Origin of the sequence: Bradyrhizobium sp. AUGA SZCCT0169 (genome assembly GCF_018130085.1) — a bacterium.
GTDB lineage: Bacteria > Pseudomonadota > Alphaproteobacteria > Rhizobiales > Xanthobacteraceae > Bradyrhizobium.
In genome coordinates this window covers 121781-139071 of sequence record NZ_JAFCMC010000004.1, presented here as the reverse complement: position 1 = coordinate 139071, position 17291 = coordinate 121781, and the positions used below count along the sequence as shown (strand labels likewise).

The 17291-nt window shown below is 63.7% G+C and carries 17 protein-coding genes and 1 pseudogene; 9 read left to right on the top strand and 9 right to left on the bottom strand.

The window, feature by feature from the left end:
• Window positions 1-20 precede the first annotated feature (20 nt).
• From fabG to gmk, 6 genes are all read left to right on the top strand, one after another.
• Window positions 21-758: a 3-oxoacyl-[acyl-carrier-protein] reductase gene (fabG, locus tag JQ609_RS06255; protein ID WP_212272473.1), complete on the top strand. Its 738-nt coding sequence runs from the start codon at window positions 21-23 to the stop codon at window positions 756-758.
• Window positions 759-1063: 305 nt separating this feature from the next.
• Entirely contained in the window at window positions 1064-1303 is a 240-nt protein-coding gene (locus JQ609_RS06250) for an acyl carrier protein (protein ID WP_006020277.1), read from the top strand.
• A 97-nt stretch (window positions 1304-1400) separates the two neighbouring features.
• The gene (gene fabF, locus JQ609_RS06245; RefSeq protein ID WP_212272470.1) at window positions 1401-2666 is read left to right on the top strand and encodes a beta-ketoacyl-ACP synthase II; all 1266 of its coding nucleotides are present in this window, start codon (window positions 1401-1403) and stop codon (window positions 2664-2666) included.
• Between the two features lie 126 nt (window positions 2667-2792).
• A complete protein-coding gene (mltG, locus tag JQ609_RS06240) occupies window positions 2793-4079 on the top strand; it encodes an endolytic transglycosylase MltG (RefSeq protein ID WP_212207992.1) in 1287 nt (428 codons plus the stop codon).
• 84 nt (window positions 4080-4163) lie between these two features.
• On the top strand, window positions 4164-5051 hold the full coding sequence (locus JQ609_RS06235) for a YicC/YloC family endoribonuclease (protein ID WP_212207993.1): 888 nt from the start codon (window positions 4164-4166) through the stop codon (window positions 5049-5051).
• Window positions 5052-5054: 3 nt separating this feature from the next.
• Window positions 5055-5708: a guanylate kinase gene (gmk, locus tag JQ609_RS06230; protein WP_192740726.1), complete on the top strand. Its 654-nt coding sequence runs from the start codon at window positions 5055-5057 to the stop codon at window positions 5706-5708.
• A 38-nt stretch (window positions 5709-5746) separates the two neighbouring features.
• Here gmk and JQ609_RS06225 read toward each other — a convergent pair whose 3' ends face one another.
• Window positions 5747-6811, bottom strand: a complete 1065-nt coding sequence (locus tag JQ609_RS06225; RefSeq protein WP_212207994.1) for a hypothetical protein — start codon at window positions 6809-6811, stop codon at window positions 5747-5749.
• A gap of 167 nt (window positions 6812-6978) precedes the next feature.
• Complete coding sequence (locus JQ609_RS06220; protein ID WP_212272467.1) at window positions 6979-7485, bottom strand: hypothetical protein; 507 nt, start codon at window positions 7483-7485, stop codon at window positions 6979-6981.
• Window positions 7486-7757: 272 nt separating this feature from the next.
• Here JQ609_RS06220 and JQ609_RS35730 point away from each other — a divergent pair, with 272 nt between their 5' ends.
• On the top strand, window positions 7758-8048 hold the full coding sequence (locus JQ609_RS35730; protein WP_212207996.1) for a hypothetical protein: 291 nt from the start codon (window positions 7758-7760) through the stop codon (window positions 8046-8048).
• Between the two features lie 47 nt (window positions 8049-8095).
• Here JQ609_RS35730 and JQ609_RS06210 read toward each other — a convergent pair whose 3' ends face one another.
• A complete protein-coding gene (locus JQ609_RS06210) occupies window positions 8096-9391 on the bottom strand; it encodes a caspase family protein (RefSeq protein ID WP_249119203.1) in 1296 nt (431 codons plus the stop codon).
• Between the two features lie 273 nt (window positions 9392-9664).
• On the opposite strand from JQ609_RS06210, the gene JQ609_RS06205 reads away from it, so the two are divergent.
• Window positions 9665-11341 carry a tannase/feruloyl esterase family alpha/beta hydrolase gene (locus JQ609_RS06205; RefSeq protein WP_212207998.1) on the top strand — a complete coding sequence of 559 codons (1677 nt, stop codon included), beginning with the start codon at window positions 9665-9667 and terminating at the stop codon, window positions 11339-11341.
• A 36-nt stretch (window positions 11342-11377) separates the two neighbouring features.
• On the opposite strand, the gene JQ609_RS06200 is transcribed toward JQ609_RS06205, so the two are convergent.
• Window positions 11378-11932 (bottom strand): alpha/beta hydrolase, encoded by a 555-nt coding sequence (locus tag JQ609_RS06200; RefSeq protein WP_212272465.1) that lies wholly within the window; start codon window positions 11930-11932, stop codon window positions 11378-11380.
• Window positions 11933-12043: 111 nt separating this feature from the next.
• Between JQ609_RS06200 and JQ609_RS06195 the strand changes: the two genes are divergently transcribed.
• A complete protein-coding gene (locus JQ609_RS06195; protein WP_212208000.1) occupies window positions 12044-12526 on the top strand; it encodes an Lrp/AsnC family transcriptional regulator in 483 nt (160 codons plus the stop codon).
• A 99-nt stretch (window positions 12527-12625) separates the two neighbouring features.
• Here the strand turns inward: JQ609_RS06195 and JQ609_RS06190 are convergent, their stop codons facing one another.
• The 5 genes and pseudogenes from JQ609_RS06190 to JQ609_RS06170 form a co-directional block, all read right to left on the bottom strand.
• The gene (locus JQ609_RS06190; protein WP_192740718.1) at window positions 12626-12850 is read right to left on the bottom strand and encodes a hypothetical protein; all 225 of its coding nucleotides are present in this window, start codon (window positions 12848-12850) and stop codon (window positions 12626-12628) included.
• Between the two features lie 456 nt (window positions 12851-13306).
• Entirely contained in the window at window positions 13307-14365 is a 1059-nt protein-coding gene (locus tag JQ609_RS06185; RefSeq protein ID WP_212208001.1) for an alcohol dehydrogenase, read from the bottom strand.
• 12 nt (window positions 14366-14377) lie between these two features.
• Window positions 14378-15244, bottom strand: coding sequence for a 16S rRNA (adenine(1518)-N(6)/adenine(1519)-N(6))-dimethyltransferase RsmA (rsmA, locus tag JQ609_RS06180; protein WP_212208002.1), 867 nt, complete (start codon window positions 15242-15244; stop codon window positions 14378-14380).
• A 71-nt stretch (window positions 15245-15315) separates the two neighbouring features.
• Window positions 15316-16311: pseudogene (gene pdxA, locus JQ609_RS06175) on the bottom strand (4-hydroxythreonine-4-phosphate dehydrogenase PdxA); the annotation flags it as partial.
• 3 nt (window positions 16312-16314) lie between these two features.
• Window positions 16315-17262: a SurA N-terminal domain-containing protein gene (locus JQ609_RS06170; RefSeq protein WP_409363385.1), complete on the bottom strand. Its 948-nt coding sequence runs from the start codon at window positions 17260-17262 to the stop codon at window positions 16315-16317.
• Window positions 17263-17291 lie beyond the last annotated feature (29 nt).

Below are 17291 nucleotides of genomic sequence, written 5' to 3'. Positions count from 1 at the left end.
GCCGAACCAAGGAGATTTCGATGTTCGATTTGACGGGCAGAACGGCGCTGGTGACCGGCGCGACCGGCGGTATTGGCAACGCCATCGCGCAGGCACTGCATGCGCAGGGCGCGACGGTGGCGATCTCGGGCACGCGCCGCGAAGTGCTGGATGCCTTCGCCGCCAAGCTCGGCGAGCGCGTCCACGTGCTGCCGTGCAATCTTTCCGACAGCGCGGAAGTCGAGGCCCTGGTGCCCGCGGCGGAAGCGGCGATGGGGCAGGTCGATATCCTGATCGCCAATGCCGGCATCACCCGCGACAATCTGTTCGTGCAATTGCGCGACGAGGATTGGGACGACGTCATCAACGTCAACCTGACGGCGACCTTCCGCCTGGCGCGCGCCGCGACCAAATTGATGATGCGCAAGCGCTTCGGCCGCATCATTGCCATCACCTCGATCGTCGGTGTGACCGGTAATCCCGGACAGGCCAATTACACCGCGTCGAAGGCGGGAATCATCGGCCTGATCAAGACGCTGGGCGGCGAATACGCCAAGCGCAACGTGACCGCCAATTGCATCGCGCCCGGATTCATCAAGACGCCGATGACGGATGCGCTCAACGACAAGCAGCGCGAGACCATCCTGTCGAAGGTTCCTGCAGCACGGCTGGGAACGCCCGAGGACATCGCCGCGGCGGCGGTTTATCTCAGTTCGAACGAGGCGGCTTACGTCACCGGGCAAACCATCCACGTCAACGGCGGAATGGCCATGATTTGAGCCGCTTAACGGCCCGATCGATGCGGCCAAGGGCCGTTTCGGGCGGCCGGCCGAGGGCTTGTAGTCAACGGTAGGGAAGTATGATAACCGAACCACCGACGGATGGGCAAACAAGGCCATTGCAGGATTTTGAAACCCTGTATATTGGCGTGGCGACGCCTGCCGTTCGCCGGGCCTTTATCGGCTACCACCGTGCCGAATCAAGACTATGCGCGATTGCGAAGGAAGTTTAACGACCACGATGGCTCGTATCGTCTTGCGGTATCTTGGGGTCGGGTCCAATGGAACAAGCACGAGGTTGAACGATGAGTGAGATTGGCGAGCGGGTTAAGAAGATTGTGGTCGAGCACCTCGGTGTTGAACCCGAGAAGGTGGTCGATGCGGCAAGTTTCATCGATGACCTTGGCGCTGACAGCCTCGACACCGTCGAGCTTGTGATGGCATTTGAAGAAGAGTTCGGTTGCGAGATTCCTGATGACGCCGCGGAAACGATCTTGACCGTCGGCGACGCGACAAAATTTCTCGAAAAGAACGCGAAAAGCTGACGCCCCCGCGCGGTGCGCATAGAGCCGGACGGGCCGTTGTCGAACGGTCCCCCGGTTTCTTGTTATGGACCGCCAGTTTCGGGCCGGAGTTTTTGATATGAGGCGGGTTGTCGTCACGGGGCTGGGCATGGTTACGCCACTCGGCTGCGGCGTTGACGCAACGTGGGCGCGTATCCTCGCCGGCCGGAGCGGAGCCAGGCGAATCGAGACCTTCGAGGTTGCCGATCTCTCCAGCCAGATCGCCTGCGTGATTCCACGCGGCGACGGCAGCGGCGGCACCTTCAATCCGGACCAGTGGATGGAGCCAAAGGACCAGCGCAAGGTCGATGATTTCATCATCTTTGCGATGGCCGCCGCGCGCCAGGCGCTCGACGACGCCGGTTGGCATCCCGAGAGCGAAGAAGACAAATGCGCGACCGGCACCCTGATCGGGTCCGGAATCGGCGGCCTGTCCGGCATCGCCGATACCGCGCTGCTGCTCAAGGAGCGCGGCCCGCGCAAGGTCTCGCCGTTCTTCATTCCAGGGCGGCTGATCAATCTCGCTTCCGGCTACGTCTCGATCGAGCACGGCCTCAAGGGACCCAACCATTCCGTCGTCACCGCGTGTTCGACCGGTGCGCACGCGATCGGCGACGCCAGCCGCCTGATCGCGCTCGGCGATGCCGAGGTGATGGTGGCGGGCGGAACCGAATCGCCGATCTGCCGGCTGGCGATGGCGGGCTTCTGCGCGGCGCGTGCGCTGTCGACCGCCTTCAACGACACGCCGGAACGGGCTTCGCGTCCCTACGACAAGGATCGCGACGGCTTCGTGATGGGCGAGGGCGCCGGCATCGTGGTGCTCGAGGAATATGAGCACGCCAAAAAGCGCGGCGCGAAAATCTACGCCGAGGTGATCGGCTACGGCCTGTCCGGTGACGCCTATCACATCACCTCGCCGGCGCCGGACGGCGATGGTGCCTTCCGCAGCATGAGTGCGGCGTTGAAGCGCGCTGGGATCAGCGCTTCCGATATCGACTACATCAACGCGCACGGCACCTCGACGCAGATCGGCGACGAGATCGAACTCGGTGCGGTGGAGCGGTTGCTCGGCAATGCAACGTCCAAGGTGTCGATGTCGTCGACCAAGTCGTCGACCGGGCATCTGCTCGGCGCGGCCGGCGCGATCGAGGCGATTTTCAGCATCCTTGCGATTCGCGACAACGTCGCCCCGCCCACCATCAATCTGGAAAATCCGTCGGTGGAGACGGCGATCGATCTCGTGCCTCAAGCGGCGCGCCAACGCGAGATCAACGTCGCGCTGTCGAATTCTTTCGGTTTCGGAGGTACCAACGCCTCCGTCATCGTTCGGCGCGTAGTTAGTTAGCAAGTGTTTAGAGCGACTCCACCGTTTTGCCGTATTCGGCGATGACTCCTAGACGTGGGCGTATGCTATTGGCCGGGCAGGGGTTTGTCAGGCCACGATTGAACCGGCAGGATTCAGGTTGCATCGATGAGTGAAAGGCCGCCCATTTCCCCCCGGAGCCCGCGCGCTGCGCTGGAGCCCGAGCAGGTACCGCCGCCGCCGAAGCGGTCGGAGCGTGCCCGCAATCCGTTTGTCGTGATCGGCAATGCCATCATCACCATTCTGATCATTTTGATGATCGGCGCGGGGACCGCGTATTATTACGGCCGCCAGCTTTTAGAGACGCCGGGTCCGCTGCTGGAAGACAAGATCGTCAACATTCCGGCGCGCGCCGGCAAAAGGGACATCGCCGACGCGCTGCAGCGCGAGGGCGTGATCAATGTCAATCCGTGGCTGTTCATCGGCAGCGTGTTTGCGCTGAAGGCGAGTTCCGATCTCAAGCCCGGCGAATATTCGTTCCAGAAGCGCGCCAGCCTGCGCGATGTCATCGCCACCATCGTCGAAGGCAAGGTGGTGCAGCACAGCGTCACCATTCCCGAAGGCCTGACTTCCGAGCAGATCGTGGCGCGCCTCACCGACAACGATCTGTTCTCGGGCTCGCTGAAGGAAATGCCGCGCGAGGGCACACTGCTGCCGGAAACCTATAAATTCCCGCGCGGCACCAGCCGCGACCAGGTGGTCCAGCGCATGCAGCAGACGCAGAAGCGGATGCTTGCGGAAATCTGGGAACGCCGCAATCCGGACATTCCGGTCAAGTCGCCGGAGGCATTGATCACGCTTGCCTCGATCGTCGAGAAGGAAACCGGCCGTGCCGACGAGCGCAGCCGGGTCGCCGCCGTCTTCACCAACCGGCTGCGACAGAAGATGAAGCTGCAGTCCGATCCAACGATCATCTACGGGCTGGTGGGCGGCAAGGGTACGCTCGGCCGGCCGATCAAACGCTCCGAGATCACCCAGCCGTCGCCCTACAACACCTATGTGATCGAGGGCTTGCCGCCGGGCCCGATCGCCAATCCCGGCCGCGCCTCGCTCGAGGCGGTCGCCAACCCGGCGCGGACCCGCGACCTGTTCTTCGTCGCCGATGGCAGCGGCGGACACACCTTTACCGAGACCTACGACCAGCACCAGAAGAACGTCGCCAAGCTGCGGGTGCTGGAAAAGCAGATCCAGAACGACACCGTCGAACCGGCCGAAGAGGCCGCACCGCCTGCGGCGGCTGGTGCGCCGGCGGCCGACACCAACCCGACGGCGACGACACCGAAGCCCACGGGAACGAAGCGGCAGCCCGCACGTCCGGCGGCGCCTGCGGCCGCCCCCGGCGCCCGCCAGGGCGCGGCGCAATCGCCCACCACGGCGCCGGTGGTTCAGCGCTAACGCAATTCCATCAGGCGTGAATTCGTTTTAAGCTCGCGCCGCACCCCGAGTCTCGCATCTCCCTGTTTCGGAAAGTTTTACGCGATGGCGCTATCGAGCATGACCGGTTTTGCCCGGAGCAACGGCGCCAGCGGGCCGTACACGTTCGAGTGGGAACTGAAGTCGGTCAATGCCAAGGGCTTTGACCTGCGGTTGCGGCTGCCGCCCGGATGGGACGAACTCGAGGCTTTCGCCAAGAAGCGCGCCGGCGAGGTGCTGTCGCGGGGCACGGTCTACGCCAATCTCAACGTCAAGCGGGCCAATGCGGTCTCGACCATCCGCATCAATGAGGACGTGCTCAACTCGATCGTAAAGGTGGCCGGTGTGCTCGCCGGCAAGATCGACGCGGTGGCGCCCAGCATCGATGGTCTGCTCGGCATCAAGGGCGTCATCGAGGTGGTTGAACCCGAAAGCGATGAGGCCGAAGACAAGGCGGCGAAAGACGCCGCGGCTTTAGCCTTCGAGCAGGCACTGGCCAATCTGGTCGAGATGCGCCGCCGCGAGGGCGTCACGCTCGGGCACATTCTCAACCAGCGCATGGATGAGATCGAGAAGCTCGCGAAGAGGGCCGAGGCCGCGCCCGGCCGCAAGCCCGAGGCGATCAGGGCGCGGTTGGCCGAACAGGTCGCAGCGCTGCTGGAAACGTCAGATCGTTTCGATCCTGACCGGCTCAATCAGGAGGCGATCATGATCGCGGCCAGGGCCGACATCCGCGAGGAGCTCGACCGCATCGCCTCCCACGTTGCCCAGGCCCGCGAGATGATCGGTAAGGGCGGCCCGGTGGGGCGCCGGCTGGATTTTCTCGCCCAGGAGTTCAACCGCGAGGTCAACACCTGCTGCTCGAAATCCAACGATCTGGAGTTGACCAATACCGGGCTCGAGATGAAAAACGTGGTGGAGCAGTTCCGCGAGCAAGTCCAGAATCTGGAGTGAGTGATGACGGCTGGTGGTTTCGACGGGGTTGAGCGGCGCGGACTGATGTTCGTGCTGTCCTCGCCATCCGGCGCGGGCAAGACCACGCTGTCGCGGATGCTGATCGACAAGATGCCTGGTCTAAAGATGTCGGTGTCGGCGACCACGCGGCCGATGCGGCCGGGAGAGGTCGACGGGCGCGACTATTTCTTCGTCGACAAACCGAAATTCGAAGCAATGGCCAAGAAGGGCGAGTTGCTCGAATGGGCCACCGTGTTCGACAATCGCTATGGAACGCCGCGCGCGCCGGTCGAGGCCGCGCTGTCGGCCGGGCAGGACGTACTGTTCGATATCGACTGGCAGGGCACGCAACAATTGCGCGAGAAAGCCCGCGCCGACGTGGTCAGCGTGTTCATCCTGCCGCCGTCGGCTGCCGACCTCGAAAAGCGCCTGCACACCCGCGCCCAGGATTCAGACGAGGTCATTCGCGGAAGGATGGACCGTGCCACCCACGAACTGAGCCATTGGGCGGAATACGACTACATCGTCATCAACCAGGACGTCGACCATGCCTTCGCCGAGGTGCAGTCGATCCTCAAGGCCGAGCGGCTCAAGCGCGAGCGCCGCACCGGACTGACGGAATTCGTTCGCGGCCTGCAGCGCCAGCTCGAAAAATAGCAGGCCGAGTCCGTATCCGGATGACGCTGCGCCCGGCGTTACGTGTGCGCGCTGCGCGCCAATCGCGCCAGCATCTCGGTCACCCGCCGCTCCGGATCGTCCGGTGCGCGCGGATCGCGGGGAAGGTCTTGGGGGGCAACGTTGCGGGTAGTATTGCTGCGCCAGACCGGCGTCTCGTCCGGGAACATCGATGGCGAGGTCCGTTCGGTCGGGACCGAATCCCAGATCGCTCGGCGATCACTGCGCGCTTCCAGCGGGATCGCCTGCGCGCGGCCGAACCGGTAAACCAGACTTGCTGTAATTCCTGCCAGCGCGAGTGCACCAGCCATTACCAGCAGCAGCATCTGCATCGATGCCGACCGTCTTTCCTGCGATGCGTCAGCGACAGCGAGCGCAACCGGGGCGACGGCGGGCGGCGGCGCCGTTGCGGGATTGGTTTGAAGGCTTTGGGTTTGAACGTCCTGGGTTTGCAGGCTCTGGGTTTGGAGGCTCTGGGTCTGCGGGGGTTGAGCCTGCTGGCTTTGCGCTGGCTCGGCCGCGGCAAGGCGCGGACCGCTCGAAGAGGTGACGCCCGAGGATTCCGGCCAGCGCGATGCGATGGATGATGGCGGCGCGTCCGGTGCGGTTGGTGTGGCCGCAAGTTGGCTATTTGCGATGCTGGCAACGGGCACGGCGCCCGTGCTCTTTGGTTCGATCAGATCCTCGACGCGTGCTTGCGGCGCGGTCAGTTCGGCGCGCGCGTTGGCGATCGATTTGCGCGCATTGATGCTCTGCTGCGGCGAAACGGCATCGGCCGTTTCCGCCGGTGCGGAGTCCGATGCTGCAGGCGCGGATGAAGATTCCTTCGGCGCGGCGCGCGCAGTCTTGTTCTTCGCTTCGCCGATGTACCAGCAATTGCGTTTGGTGGCGTGATCGGTCCGGTAATACCAATGACCGCCTGCCGGCAAAGCCCCTTTTGGACGCGTCAGGCAGGTGTCCGCCGTTTTCGCGCTGTTCTCCTTGCTGTTATCTTTGGCGGCGTCCTGAGCAACGGCAGCGAAACTGGTTCCCGCCAGAATACTGGCGAAGAACGCCGAGATGAATTTCGCTGAACGCTTTGACATGGCCATCCCCGATAATGATACGCGACGCTTACGCGACACTTACGTCTCAAGTTTTCGTTAAAGACTTGGGTCGTAATGGGCCGCAATTTCGGAGCGGGTAGGGCATAATTGGGGCTCGCCAGCCCAATATGCGAAGCGGGCGGAAGCCTAGAAAACAGGCGCGAACGCTACTGTTTGCTGGCCGTCCACGTTCCACCGCAACCGGTCGATTGCCGGAACGTTCCGGAACCACTGCGGCCGGAGAGACGGCCGGAACTGGTGACCGTGAGGCCGTTGAAATTGCCGACCGTGCGGGCGGAACCGTTGCCGCTGACGCTGCCACTGACGCCTTGGGCGATGATCCTGCCGCTGGTCACGACCACCGCGCTAGTCGTAGTGCCGCCGCAGCCGACCGATGTAACCATCCACGCGCCGTCGAAATTGCCGCCGCTACCGCCACCACTGCGCGAGGCGCGGCGTGGGCTCTCGGCTTCGGGCTTGCTGCGCCGTGCGGGCTTCTCCGTCTCAATCGCGCGCGGCGTGGCGCGAGATCCGGACAGTGATTTCTCGTCATTGCCGATGCTGCCGCCGGCGCTGCCGGATTGCGCCAGGCTGACGCTTGCTCCGAATGCGGCTGACATCAACAGGGAGAACAAAGCAATCCTGACCGAGCGTTGACCGGCGGCGTTTTGCATAAGCAGGTGCCTTCAATTCTTCGAATGTAATGCCGACCTTAACTGAGACGAGCGCGAGCCAAGTGCGATGTTACTGTTTCGACGCTGTCCACGTTCCGGAACAGCCGTCCGATCGCCTGAACGTTCCGGAGCCGCTGCGGCCCGAGAAACGGCCGGAGCTGCGCCAACTCAAACCCGAGACGGATCCGCCTGACGTCGTCGAGCCACTTGAACTGACCTGACCGGAACTCAATTCACCCGAGATCCTGCCGCCGCTGATCACGAACCGCTCGGTGCTGTTGCCGCAGCCTTGGGATTGGGCAACCCATGTGCCGTCGAAATTGCCACCACCACCGCCACCGCTCTTCCGCGAAGCGCGACGCGATTCCTCGGGTTCGGGCCTCGGTTTGCTGCGTCGTGCAGGTTTTTCGGTCTCAACCGCCCGCGGCGTCGTGCGCGATCCCGACAGCGATTTCTCGTCATTGCCGATGCTGCCGCCGGCACTGCCGGATTGCGCGAAGCTGGTCGTTCCGAACCCAACCGACATCAAAAGGCAGAGCACACCAACCTTGATCGAACGTTGAACAGCGTTTTGCATGAACCGGTGCTTTCAATGTCTCGAATGTAAAATCTAGCGGCCGGATCCATCGGCGCAGACCGCACCGATGACGCGGCAAGACTTGCCAGCCTTGTTGCACTCGCCAAGCGCGGCCTCCTTGGCGCGCTGGACCGTGTCGCGCTGAACCAGCGAGTAAGAATTCCCCGAAATCGCAAACGCGCCGCAGCGCGATCCATAGAAGCTGAGCTCGAGCGGACATTTGCTCGATCCGCAATTCTTGAGTGCATCGTCGACCGCCGCGCGCCGCGACGCGTGATTCCAGGAGATGCCCCATTTGTTGCTGTCAGGGCCGTAGACGATCGAGCCCCAGGGCTTGAGATCGTCCATCTTGCGCAGCCGCGTCAGCACGCCCTCGGTGGCCTCACCGGTCGGCGTCATGCTGCTCTTGGCCTGAAACTGGCTGATCGCCAGCCGCATGCCGTTCTTGCTGTCGAGCGGCTCCGGATCGAAATTGAGCTCGTAGAGCCGGTCGCTCAATTCCCTGAGCAGCGCCACGTCCTTGATCGGGATCCGGTCGGGATCGGGGCGTAGCGTGCTGGAGAGCTGCGGCGCCGGTTGCGGTGCGACTGCGACTTGCGGCGAGGCGGGCGAACTCGGCGCGACAAAGTAAAACGTGCCGTCGATCGGCGAAGACGACACCCAGGGCTGCTGCGCGCCGCCGGTCTCGCGCTTCACCGCGAGGCCGACCTGGTTGAAGGTCTGGAAAATATCGAGGCCCGATTGCTTGATCGTCGCCGCCAGCGCCTTGGTGTAGGGGCTGTTGCCGCCGGTGCCGTCCTGCGCGACGTTGCCGGGCTGCGTCGCGTAGGAAATCAGCGTGCCTTCCGGCGCGCGCATCTGGGCGAGCCCGCCGTCGGAGGCGCGCAGGCCGCGCGCGCCGAACGGATTGTTACGGCAGGCATCGAGGATCACCATGTTGAGCCGCGTGCCCGAGCCCTGCATCTGGCGCAGCACGAGGTTGACGTCCACCATCTGGAAATCGACATCGGCCTCGCGCGTCGGATTGGCGCCGACTGGAACCAGATAGTTCGAACCCGCCACCTGAACGCCGTGGCCGGCGTAGTAGAACAGCGCGACATCGGCGCCCTGGACCTGGCGGCCGAAATTCTGCACGGCAGTGTCCATGGCCGATTTGTCGAGATCGAGCTGGGCGCGGCCGCCGACCAGGGTAAAACCGAGACCGGCGAGCGTGTTTGCCATCAGCGCCGCGTCGTTGCGGGGATTGTCGAGCCGGGGAACGTTTTGATAGGCGGAGTTGCCCACGACCAGCGCGATACGTTTCTCGGCAGCGGCGGGCGCGGTTGACATCAGCGACAGCAGAATCGCCAACGCTGCAAACGCCCAGACTTTGCCGTCGAAAGCCCCGCGCATTTCCAATAATTCCCCGCAATATGCCGGCAGGATACCAGCCTGCGTGGCCCGGGAAAAGCGGGCCGGATGTCCGATCGGTGCGGCGTAATGTTTCGACAGCGTCGCTGCGCGGTGCGGTGCGTCGCTGCAGGGCCGAGGCGTGACGCCGGTCAGGCTTTGTGGCAGTTTCGCCTGACAGGACCCAAAAAGTGAAGTCCGCGGGGGGATCGCATGATCACGAAGTTCGCCGCATCGCGCGCAATCACGACGACGGTATTTCTATCCGGCCTCATCGCACTGCCAGCCTTGGCCGCTGCGGCCGAGCGGCCTCTCGGCGCCGACCCGGTCGCGGCATGCGCCGCATTGTCGGGTGCGGGCAGCGGTGCGATCAAGGTCGACGCGGCCGCGCTGACCGAGCCGAAGCCGCTGACCGTCGCGCCGGGCGGACCAACCCCCGCCGCCCGCATCAGTCCCGCGACCCCGCAATTCTGCCGCGTGCTGGGTCATATCGATCCGACCGATCCGAAGGCGCCGCCGATCCGCTTTCAGCTCAATCTGCCGCTGCAATGGAACGGCCGCTCGGTGCAGTATGGCGGCGGCGGATTCAACGGCGTGTTGATCACCGCCCTCAGCCTGCCGCCGGCCGCCCCGTTCGACAGCGCCTCGCCGCTGGCGCGGGGGTTTGCGACCTACGGCACTGACTCCGGTCACGAGACCAAGCCGGGCGAACCGCCTCAGCTGTTTGCTGCGAACGACGAGGCCTTCGTCAATTTTGCACATGCCTCCTACAAGAAAGTGCGCGACGCTGCCGCCATGCTGATGGAGCGGGCCTACGGCGCGAAGCCCGAGCGGATGTATTTCGTCGGCAGTTCGGAAGGCGGACGCGAGGGCCTCACGATGGCGCAGCGTTATCCCGCAGATTTCGACGGCATCTTCGCCCGCGTTCCCGTAATTAACTGGGTCGGGCTGCAGCATGCCGGCACCCGCGCCGGCCTTGCGACGATGGGCGAGGGCTGGATTCGCCCGGCGCAGGTCAAGCTTGTGCACGACGCGGTGCTCGCGGCCTGCGATGCGCAGGACGGCGTCGCCGACGCCCTGGTGGGAGATGCGGTCGGCTGCAAGGCGCGCTTCGACCCGGCGAAACTGCTCTGCGCCAGCGGGGCTGGCGGCGACACGTGCCTCAGCGAAGCGCAGGTCAACGCCATTCGCACGCTGCTTGCACCCTATAAATTCCCGTTCGCGCTCGCCAACGGCATCACCGAATATCCGGGCTGGGGCGTTTCCGGCGAAGCGACGAAATCCTACGGCCCGACCGGCGGATGGAGTGCGTGGTGGCTGGGCTCCGCGCCTCCGGCGTTGCCACCGGTGCCCGCCAACGGCATCGCCTGGGTCTACGGTGCAGGCGGCATCGCGCACATCTTCGCGCGCGATCCGAATTTCGATGTCCGCAAATACCGGGTGGAGGATTTCGCCGAGCGGGTGCGCGAGGTTTCCGCGCTGATGGATTCGACCAATCCTGACCTCAGCGCGTTCAAGACCCGTGGCGGCAAGCTCATCATGCTCGAATACATGGCCGACTACGCGCAGAGCCCCTACGCGGGGATCGGCTATTTCGAACAGGTGCAGAAGCGGATGGGTGAGGCGGCGACCGCCGAATTCGTCCGCCTCTATGCCGCGCCCGGTGTCGATCACGTCGGCAGCGGCGCACCGTCGAGCGTCGACATGCTGTCGGTTCTCGTCGATTGGGTGGAGCAGGGCCGCGCGCCTGGCGATCTCGTCGTCGTCGAACAGCAGCCCGCGCTGCCGATCACCGTCGATCGCTCACTGCCGCTGTGCCAATGGCCGGCCTGGCCGCAATACAAGGCGGGCGATTCCAAGAGCGCAGCCAGCTTCGTCTGCGCGCGGTGATGCGGGCGGTCTCGATCCGATCTGGAGGCGGGTGCTCTAACTGTCTCGCCGTCGGTTCGCGGTGCCGGCGGCGAAAGCTGCGAGCAACGCCCTTCCCTGCGGCCAGTTCTCAAGCTTGCTGGTCTCGTTGATGTGTCCGAGTTGTCCGACCTCAACGATACCGCATCCCCACTGGTTCGCTCTCTCTCGGGCATATTCGACCGTGCCATACGGGTCGTCCGCGCTCGCGACGATGAGTGAGGGAAACCTGAATTCCGTCCGCGGCGGATTGGCAAAACTGGCGGCCTCGACGGGGAAGGCCTGCGCTTCCGGGTTCGGAACCGCCACGAGGAAAGCGCCAGCTACAGGCGTCGTTGAAACTTGCTGCCAATGCGCCACCAAGAGGCACCCCAGGCTGTGAGCGATGAGAAGCGGCGCCTGCCGGGCTGCACCCACCGCGCGATCAAGCGCCGCGATCCAGTCATCGAGTTCAGGCTGATTCCAGTCCGAGGGTTGAAGGCGGTGCCATCGCGGGTTTGCGTCTTCCCAGCGGGTTTGCCAGTGCAACTCACCCGATCCTCCGATTCCCGGCACCATAATGATCTCAACCATGTCCGCTCCGTTATCCCTTGTGACGGGACAAAGTTGACGTCTTCCGTTGCGATCGGGAATGGGAAATGATCGGAAAAGAAGCGTGCGCACCGATGGATTTAAGGTTCACCCATGTCATCCCGAGAAAACAACGTCGTAGCCCTCGATCCCACAGACATCGCGATCATCGAAGCCATGCAGGAGGATGGACGTATCGCGATGTCAGAGCTTGGCCGGAGGGTCGGACTTTCTCAGCCCGCGACGTCCGAACGGGTCAAGCGACTGGAGGAGCGCGGCGTCATTACCGGCTATGGCGCTCGAATTAACCCTGCCGCGCTGGGCCTCCGAATGATGGCCGTAATCCGCGTGCGCACGACCCACGAACATATTCAATCCTGCCTGAAGCAGTTCTCCGAAATGCCTCACGTCCTGGAGGTGCTGCGACTGACCGGAGAGGATTGTTTCATCCTCAAGGTTTTCGTGCCGTCCCCGCAACAACTGGAAACGATCGTGGACGCTGTGGCCAGGCACGGCGCTGTGACGACGTCGCTGGTGTTGCGCAGCGAGCAGCCCAAGCCGATCGGTCGCAAGTTGATTCAGCTCGCCGGTGCGTGACGACTTGTCTTTCAGTCGTCATGTCTACGGTGACAGTGCACTCGGACGCATCGCAGCAATTCGCAAGATCATGCGCTCATGGTGCACGACCGGACGATTTCATCCGCGGCCGATAGTCTCGAGCGGAGTGCGGTAGAGCTCGTTGCTGTCCCCGTCAGTAACGCGCACGGCACATCCTGTCGAACACAGCTCGGGACGAACGATGCAAAGCTCGTTCGCGAGGCTATCTGCTTTATCGATCGCGTAATCTGTGTTCTCGAGGATCATGCCGCCCTGGTTTTTAAACTCAGCACCGACGACGAGATCAAAATTGAAGTATGGCATTAGAGCCCCCTGCCAAATTCCAACTGCATGGAATCTAACCTGAGTCCGCTTGGTTCCATCATTACAATTCCGCGCGCGACATCTGATTGCGGTCGTCTGTTGCGTTTCGGTATCGCGACCGCATCATCGCGTGCACATCGACGAGGCACCTGCGGGTCGCTCGGCTGCAGCATGCTGCCCATGAAGATCGATCTCGATTCGAAAACGCGCAGCACCTTCAAGCGATGGCAAGCGCAAGCGGCCTAGGATACCTTGCTTGACCTCAAGCCTGTTATTCAACGACCGGACAAGATTCGCTTTGGCTGGTTGAATAGAGGAAGAAAGATCAGGAGTAACACCGCCAACGATTCCGTGGAACTACGGTGACGGTGCAACTAACTTACCGGTAATGCCTCGGAAGACGCGACAGCGTCGCTGTTGCCGCAATTCATGGCAACGCTGCGCGCCTGCATCGCCTCAGTTCTTCAGAACGATACGCCCGACCACCTTGCCGGCGCGCAACTCGTCGATCCATTTCTGGACGTCGGTCATCGGTTCTTCCTTCATCGGCGTCGGCTTGATCTTGCCGGCGCGCGCCAGCGCCATCAATTCCTTGCCCTCGGCCAGGGTGCCCACCATGAATCCTTCGATGGTCATGCGCTTGTAGACCCATTGCACCATCGGCAGGCTGAAATTTCCGCCCATCAGGCCGGAGACCACGATCTTGCCGCCGCGCGCCACGACCGAGACCGCAAAGGCCATCGATTTTTCATTGCCGGCAAAGTCGACGATCTCGTCGAAGCCGCCCTCGGTCTCCTTGATCATGCGCTTGACCACGTCGGGCTCTGCCGGGTCGTAAGCGACAGCGGCGCCATTTTTCAAGGCGCTCTCGCGCGCAGCCGAGCTTAAATCCGCTACCGCGATCTTCTGCGTGAACATCGCCTGCGCGAATGACAGTCCCATCATGCCGACGCCGCCGAGCCCGATCAGCAGCAGATTGCGCTGCCGCGGACGATCGACCAGGCGCTTGAGCGCGCCATAGGCGGTGACGCCGGAGCACATCAGCGTCGCGGCCTGGTTGACCGGCAGCGGATCGTAATCCAGCAAATATTTCGCGTCGGGCACCAGCACGTGGCTGGCAAAGCCGCCGTCGATGGAGACGCCGAGGAAACGCTGCTTGACGCAGAGGTTCTCGTCGCCGTTCGCGCAGTCGCGGCACTGGCCGCAACCGATCCAGGGAAATACCGCCTGCTTCTTTCCGATCAGGGCCTTCGGCGCATCGGGGCCGACTTCCTCGACGACGCCGGCAATCTCATGGCCGAGCGTGAACGGCAGCGTCATGCCGCGCGTGGTATCGAGCCTCTTGCCGCCGCCGAGATCGGCGTAGCCGTCCTGGATATGCAGGTCCGAGTGGCACAGCCCGCAACGTTCGATGCGGACCAGGACTTCGTTGCCTTGAGGCTTGGGCGTGTCGACGATGGTTTCGCACAGGGGCGCATCGAATTTGACCAGCGATTGGCGACGCATCAGCGCCATGGCATTTTCTCCTCAGGGAACGTTTGATTTGGTGGTTCGTATATTGGTCAATTCACGGGCCATGGCAACAAAGCCGGATACCGGGATCGTCTCGGCGCGCCGGGTCGCATCGACGCCGGCGGCGGCGGCCAGCCGGGCCGGATCGACCGAGAGCGATTTGAGGCTCTGGCGCAGCATTTTCCGGCGCTGGCCGAAGGCTGCAGCTGCCACCTGCTCGAGCGCGCGGCGGTCGCACGGCTCCGGCGCGCCGCGCGGCACCAGCCGCACCACCGACGACGTAACCTTGGGCTGCGGCACGAAGGCGGCCGGCGATATGTCGAACAGGATCTTGGTCTCGGCGCGCCAGTTGGCCAGCACGGCGAGCCGTCCATAGGCCTCGTCGTCTTCTTTCGCGACGATCCGCTCGGCGACCTCGCGCTGAAACATCAGCACCATCATGTCATACCAGGGCGGCCACGGTTCAATCGAGAGCCAGTCCACCAATAATTGCGTGGCGATGTTGTAGGGCAGGTTGGCGACGATCTTGGCTGGCTCGCCGCCGAGCAGGGGGCGGGGATCGAAATGCTGCGCGTCGGCATGCACGATCTCCAGCCGTCCCGGGTAGCGCCTGGCGATATAGTCGAGCGGAGCAAGCGCGCGTTCGTCGCGCTCGACCGCGATGACGCGCCGCGCGCCCAGTGCCAGCAACGCGCGCGTCAGCCCGCCGGGGCCGGGGCCTACCTCGATGATGGTGGCGCCCTCGAGCGGACCCGCGGCGCGCGCGATCCGTGCTGTGAGGTTGAGGTCGAGCAGAAAATTCTGGCCGAGCGATTTGCGGGCCGACAGGGAGTGTTCGCGGATGACGTCGCGCAGCGGCGGCAGATCGTCGATCGCGCTCATTCAGGGGTGGAGCCTTTTTGATTTGACGCGTTTTCTTGACGCGAACCGGTATCCACTTCGCTGGAAAACGCCCTGGCCGCCGCCATGCGCGCGGCGAGCCGCAACGCCGCGACGAGGCTCGACGGATTGGCGCGCCCGGTGCCGGCGATGTCGAACGCGGTGCCGTGATCGGGCGAGGTGCGGATGAACGGCAATCCCAGCGTGACGTTGACGGCGTCCTCGAAGGCGATGGTCTTGATCGGGATCAGCGCCTGATCGTGATACATGCAGATCGCGCAGTCGTAGGTTTTCCGCGCGGCCTCGTGAAACATGGTGTCGGCGGGCAACGGCCCCCGGACCTCGATGCCGTCGCGCCGCAGGATGTCGACGGCCGGCGCCACCACCTCGATGTCTTCCATGCCGAGCGAGCCGTCTTCGCCGGCATGCGGATTGAGGCCTGATACGGCCAGACGCGGGCTGGCGAGGCCAAAGCGGGCTTTCAGGTCGGCCACCGCGATGCGGGCCGTCGTCACGATCAGATCGGTCGAAAGCTGCGCGAGCGCGTCGCGCACCGATAGATGGATCGTCACCGGCACCACCGCGAGCGCCGGCGACCACAGCATCATTACCGGCTGCGGTGCCGCCCCGCCATTGGCGGCAAGCTCGGCGAGAAATTCGGTATGGCCGGGATGACGGAAGCCGGCGCGGTACAGCACGCTCTTGGCGATCGGGTTGGTGACAACGGCGCTGGCCCGTCCGGCCCGGACATGGTCGACGGCCTGACGGATGGAAGCGAGTGCGGCGCTTGCGCTGGTGCTGTCCGGCCGGCCCGGCGCCGCGGTTGCGACTTCGCCCGTCGCCACGACAGGCAATGCGCCGGCAAAAGCTGTGGCCGCATCCTCCGGACTGGTGTCCGCAAGTTCGATTTTCAATCCGAGAATCTTCGCCCGCTCGGCGAAGCAGTTGCGATCGCCGAGCAGATAGAACGGCGGCAGGCCGAGTTCGTTACGCCGGAGCCACGCTGCAATGGCGATGTCGGGACCGATGCCCGCAGGCTCGCCGGATGTCAGCGCGAGGGGCTTTGCCATGCGTCAACGACATTCGATCATTGCGGCTTTGCGGATCTCGGCCAGATAGGCTTTCTGCTTCGCCTCGAACTTCTCGGTATACATCTTTTCGCGGATTTCCCGCTTCTTCGGCGAATCGACGGTGGTGGGCTTCCTGCTGCACAGGGCAACCATTTCCACGCCCTGCTTGGTAATCTCCGGCGGGGTCAGATGGCCGATCGGAGTCTTGTCGAGCAGCTCACGCAACGGGGGAGCAAGCTCGGTCGATGTTTTCGTGACGGAATCGCGGATCGTGCCGTTCTGCATCGCCTTGAAATAGGAGTTGGCCGCCTCGCAGCTCTGGACGCGCTCGCGCAGGACTTCGGCTTCCTTTTTCCGCGCTTCGATCGCGCTCGGCGGGGAGCCCCGCGGCACCAGCAGCACGATCGGCTGCATCTTGTATTCGAAGGCTTCGACCTTCGTCGCTTCGCCGCCTTCCTGGGCGGCGGCGTTGACTTCCTTTTCGCCGACCTGGAGGCTCTCCTTGTAGCGGCCGCGCACCAGGCTGGTCCAAACCATCTCGGCCTTCAGGCGGGCCTTCAGGGTCTCCGGCCGGATGCCCTGACTTTCCAGTGATTTTGTCAGCTGCTCAGTCGAGATTCGCATCCGCGAACCCATCTGGGCGTAGGACTGATCGACATCGCTCGCCGTGGGGTCGACGCCGAATTTCTTGGCTTCCCGGATCTTCACCTTTTCGTCGATCAGCTGGTCGATCACTTCCTGGCGGGGCATCTGCTTGCGGGTCGTCAGGAAGTTCAGCTTGGTGCGCTGCTCGATATCGAGATTGGTGATGGGCTCGCCAGTGACCATACAGGCGATCGATTGCGCGTGCAGGTGAGTGCCGCTGCTGGTGAGCATGGCGAGCGCAACCGAGCAGCCTGCGATCCGGGACCGGAGGCGATGATGTCGAGGCTTGATAGTCGTCATGCTCATGTCAGGCGCATCAACCAATTCGATCCGCA

Coding starts and splice junctions, on each gene's coding strand:
- fabG (WP_212272473.1), top strand. CDS start 21: ATGTTCGATTTGACGGGCAGAACGGCGCTGGTGACCGGCGCGACCGGC.
- JQ609_RS06250 (WP_006020277.1), top strand. CDS start 1,064: ATGAGTGAGATTGGCGAGCGGGTTAAGAAGATTGTGGTCGAGCACCTC.
- fabF (WP_212272470.1), top strand. CDS start 1,401: ATGAGGCGGGTTGTCGTCACGGGGCTGGGCATGGTTACGCCACTCGGC.
- mltG (WP_212207992.1), top strand. CDS start 2,793: ATGAGTGAAAGGCCGCCCATTTCCCCCCGGAGCCCGCGCGCTGCGCTG.
- JQ609_RS06235 (WP_212207993.1), top strand. CDS start 4,164: ATGGCGCTATCGAGCATGACCGGTTTTGCCCGGAGCAACGGCGCCAGC.
- gmk (WP_192740726.1), top strand. CDS start 5,055: ATGACGGCTGGTGGTTTCGACGGGGTTGAGCGGCGCGGACTGATGTTC.
- JQ609_RS06225 (WP_212207994.1), bottom strand. CDS start 6,811: ATGTCAAAGCGTTCAGCGAAATTCATCTCGGCGTTCTTCGCCAGTATT.
- JQ609_RS06220 (WP_212272467.1), bottom strand. CDS start 7,485: ATGCAAAACGCCGCCGGTCAACGCTCGGTCAGGATTGCTTTGTTCTCC.
- JQ609_RS06210 (WP_249119203.1), bottom strand. CDS start 9,391: ATGTCAACCGCGCCCGCCGCTGCCGAGAAACGTATCGCGCTGGTCGTG.
- JQ609_RS06205 (WP_212207998.1), top strand. CDS start 9,665: ATGATCACGAAGTTCGCCGCATCGCGCGCAATCACGACGACGGTATTT.
- JQ609_RS06200 (WP_212272465.1), bottom strand. CDS start 11,932: ATGGTTGAGATCATTATGGTGCCGGGAATCGGAGGATCGGGTGAGTTG.
- JQ609_RS06195 (WP_212208000.1), top strand. CDS start 12,044: ATGTCATCCCGAGAAAACAACGTCGTAGCCCTCGATCCCACAGACATC.
- JQ609_RS06190 (WP_192740718.1), bottom strand. CDS start 12,850: ATGCCATACTTCAATTTTGATCTCGTCGTCGGTGCTGAGTTTAAAAAC.
- JQ609_RS06185 (WP_212208001.1), bottom strand. CDS start 14,365: ATGGCGCTGATGCGTCGCCAATCGCTGGTCAAATTCGATGCGCCCCTG.
- rsmA (WP_212208002.1), bottom strand. CDS start 15,244: ATGAGCGCGATCGACGATCTGCCGCCGCTGCGCGACGTCATCCGCGAA.
- JQ609_RS06170 (WP_409363385.1), bottom strand. CDS start 17,262: ATGAGCATGACGACTATCAAGCCTCGACATCATCGCCTCCGGTCCCGG.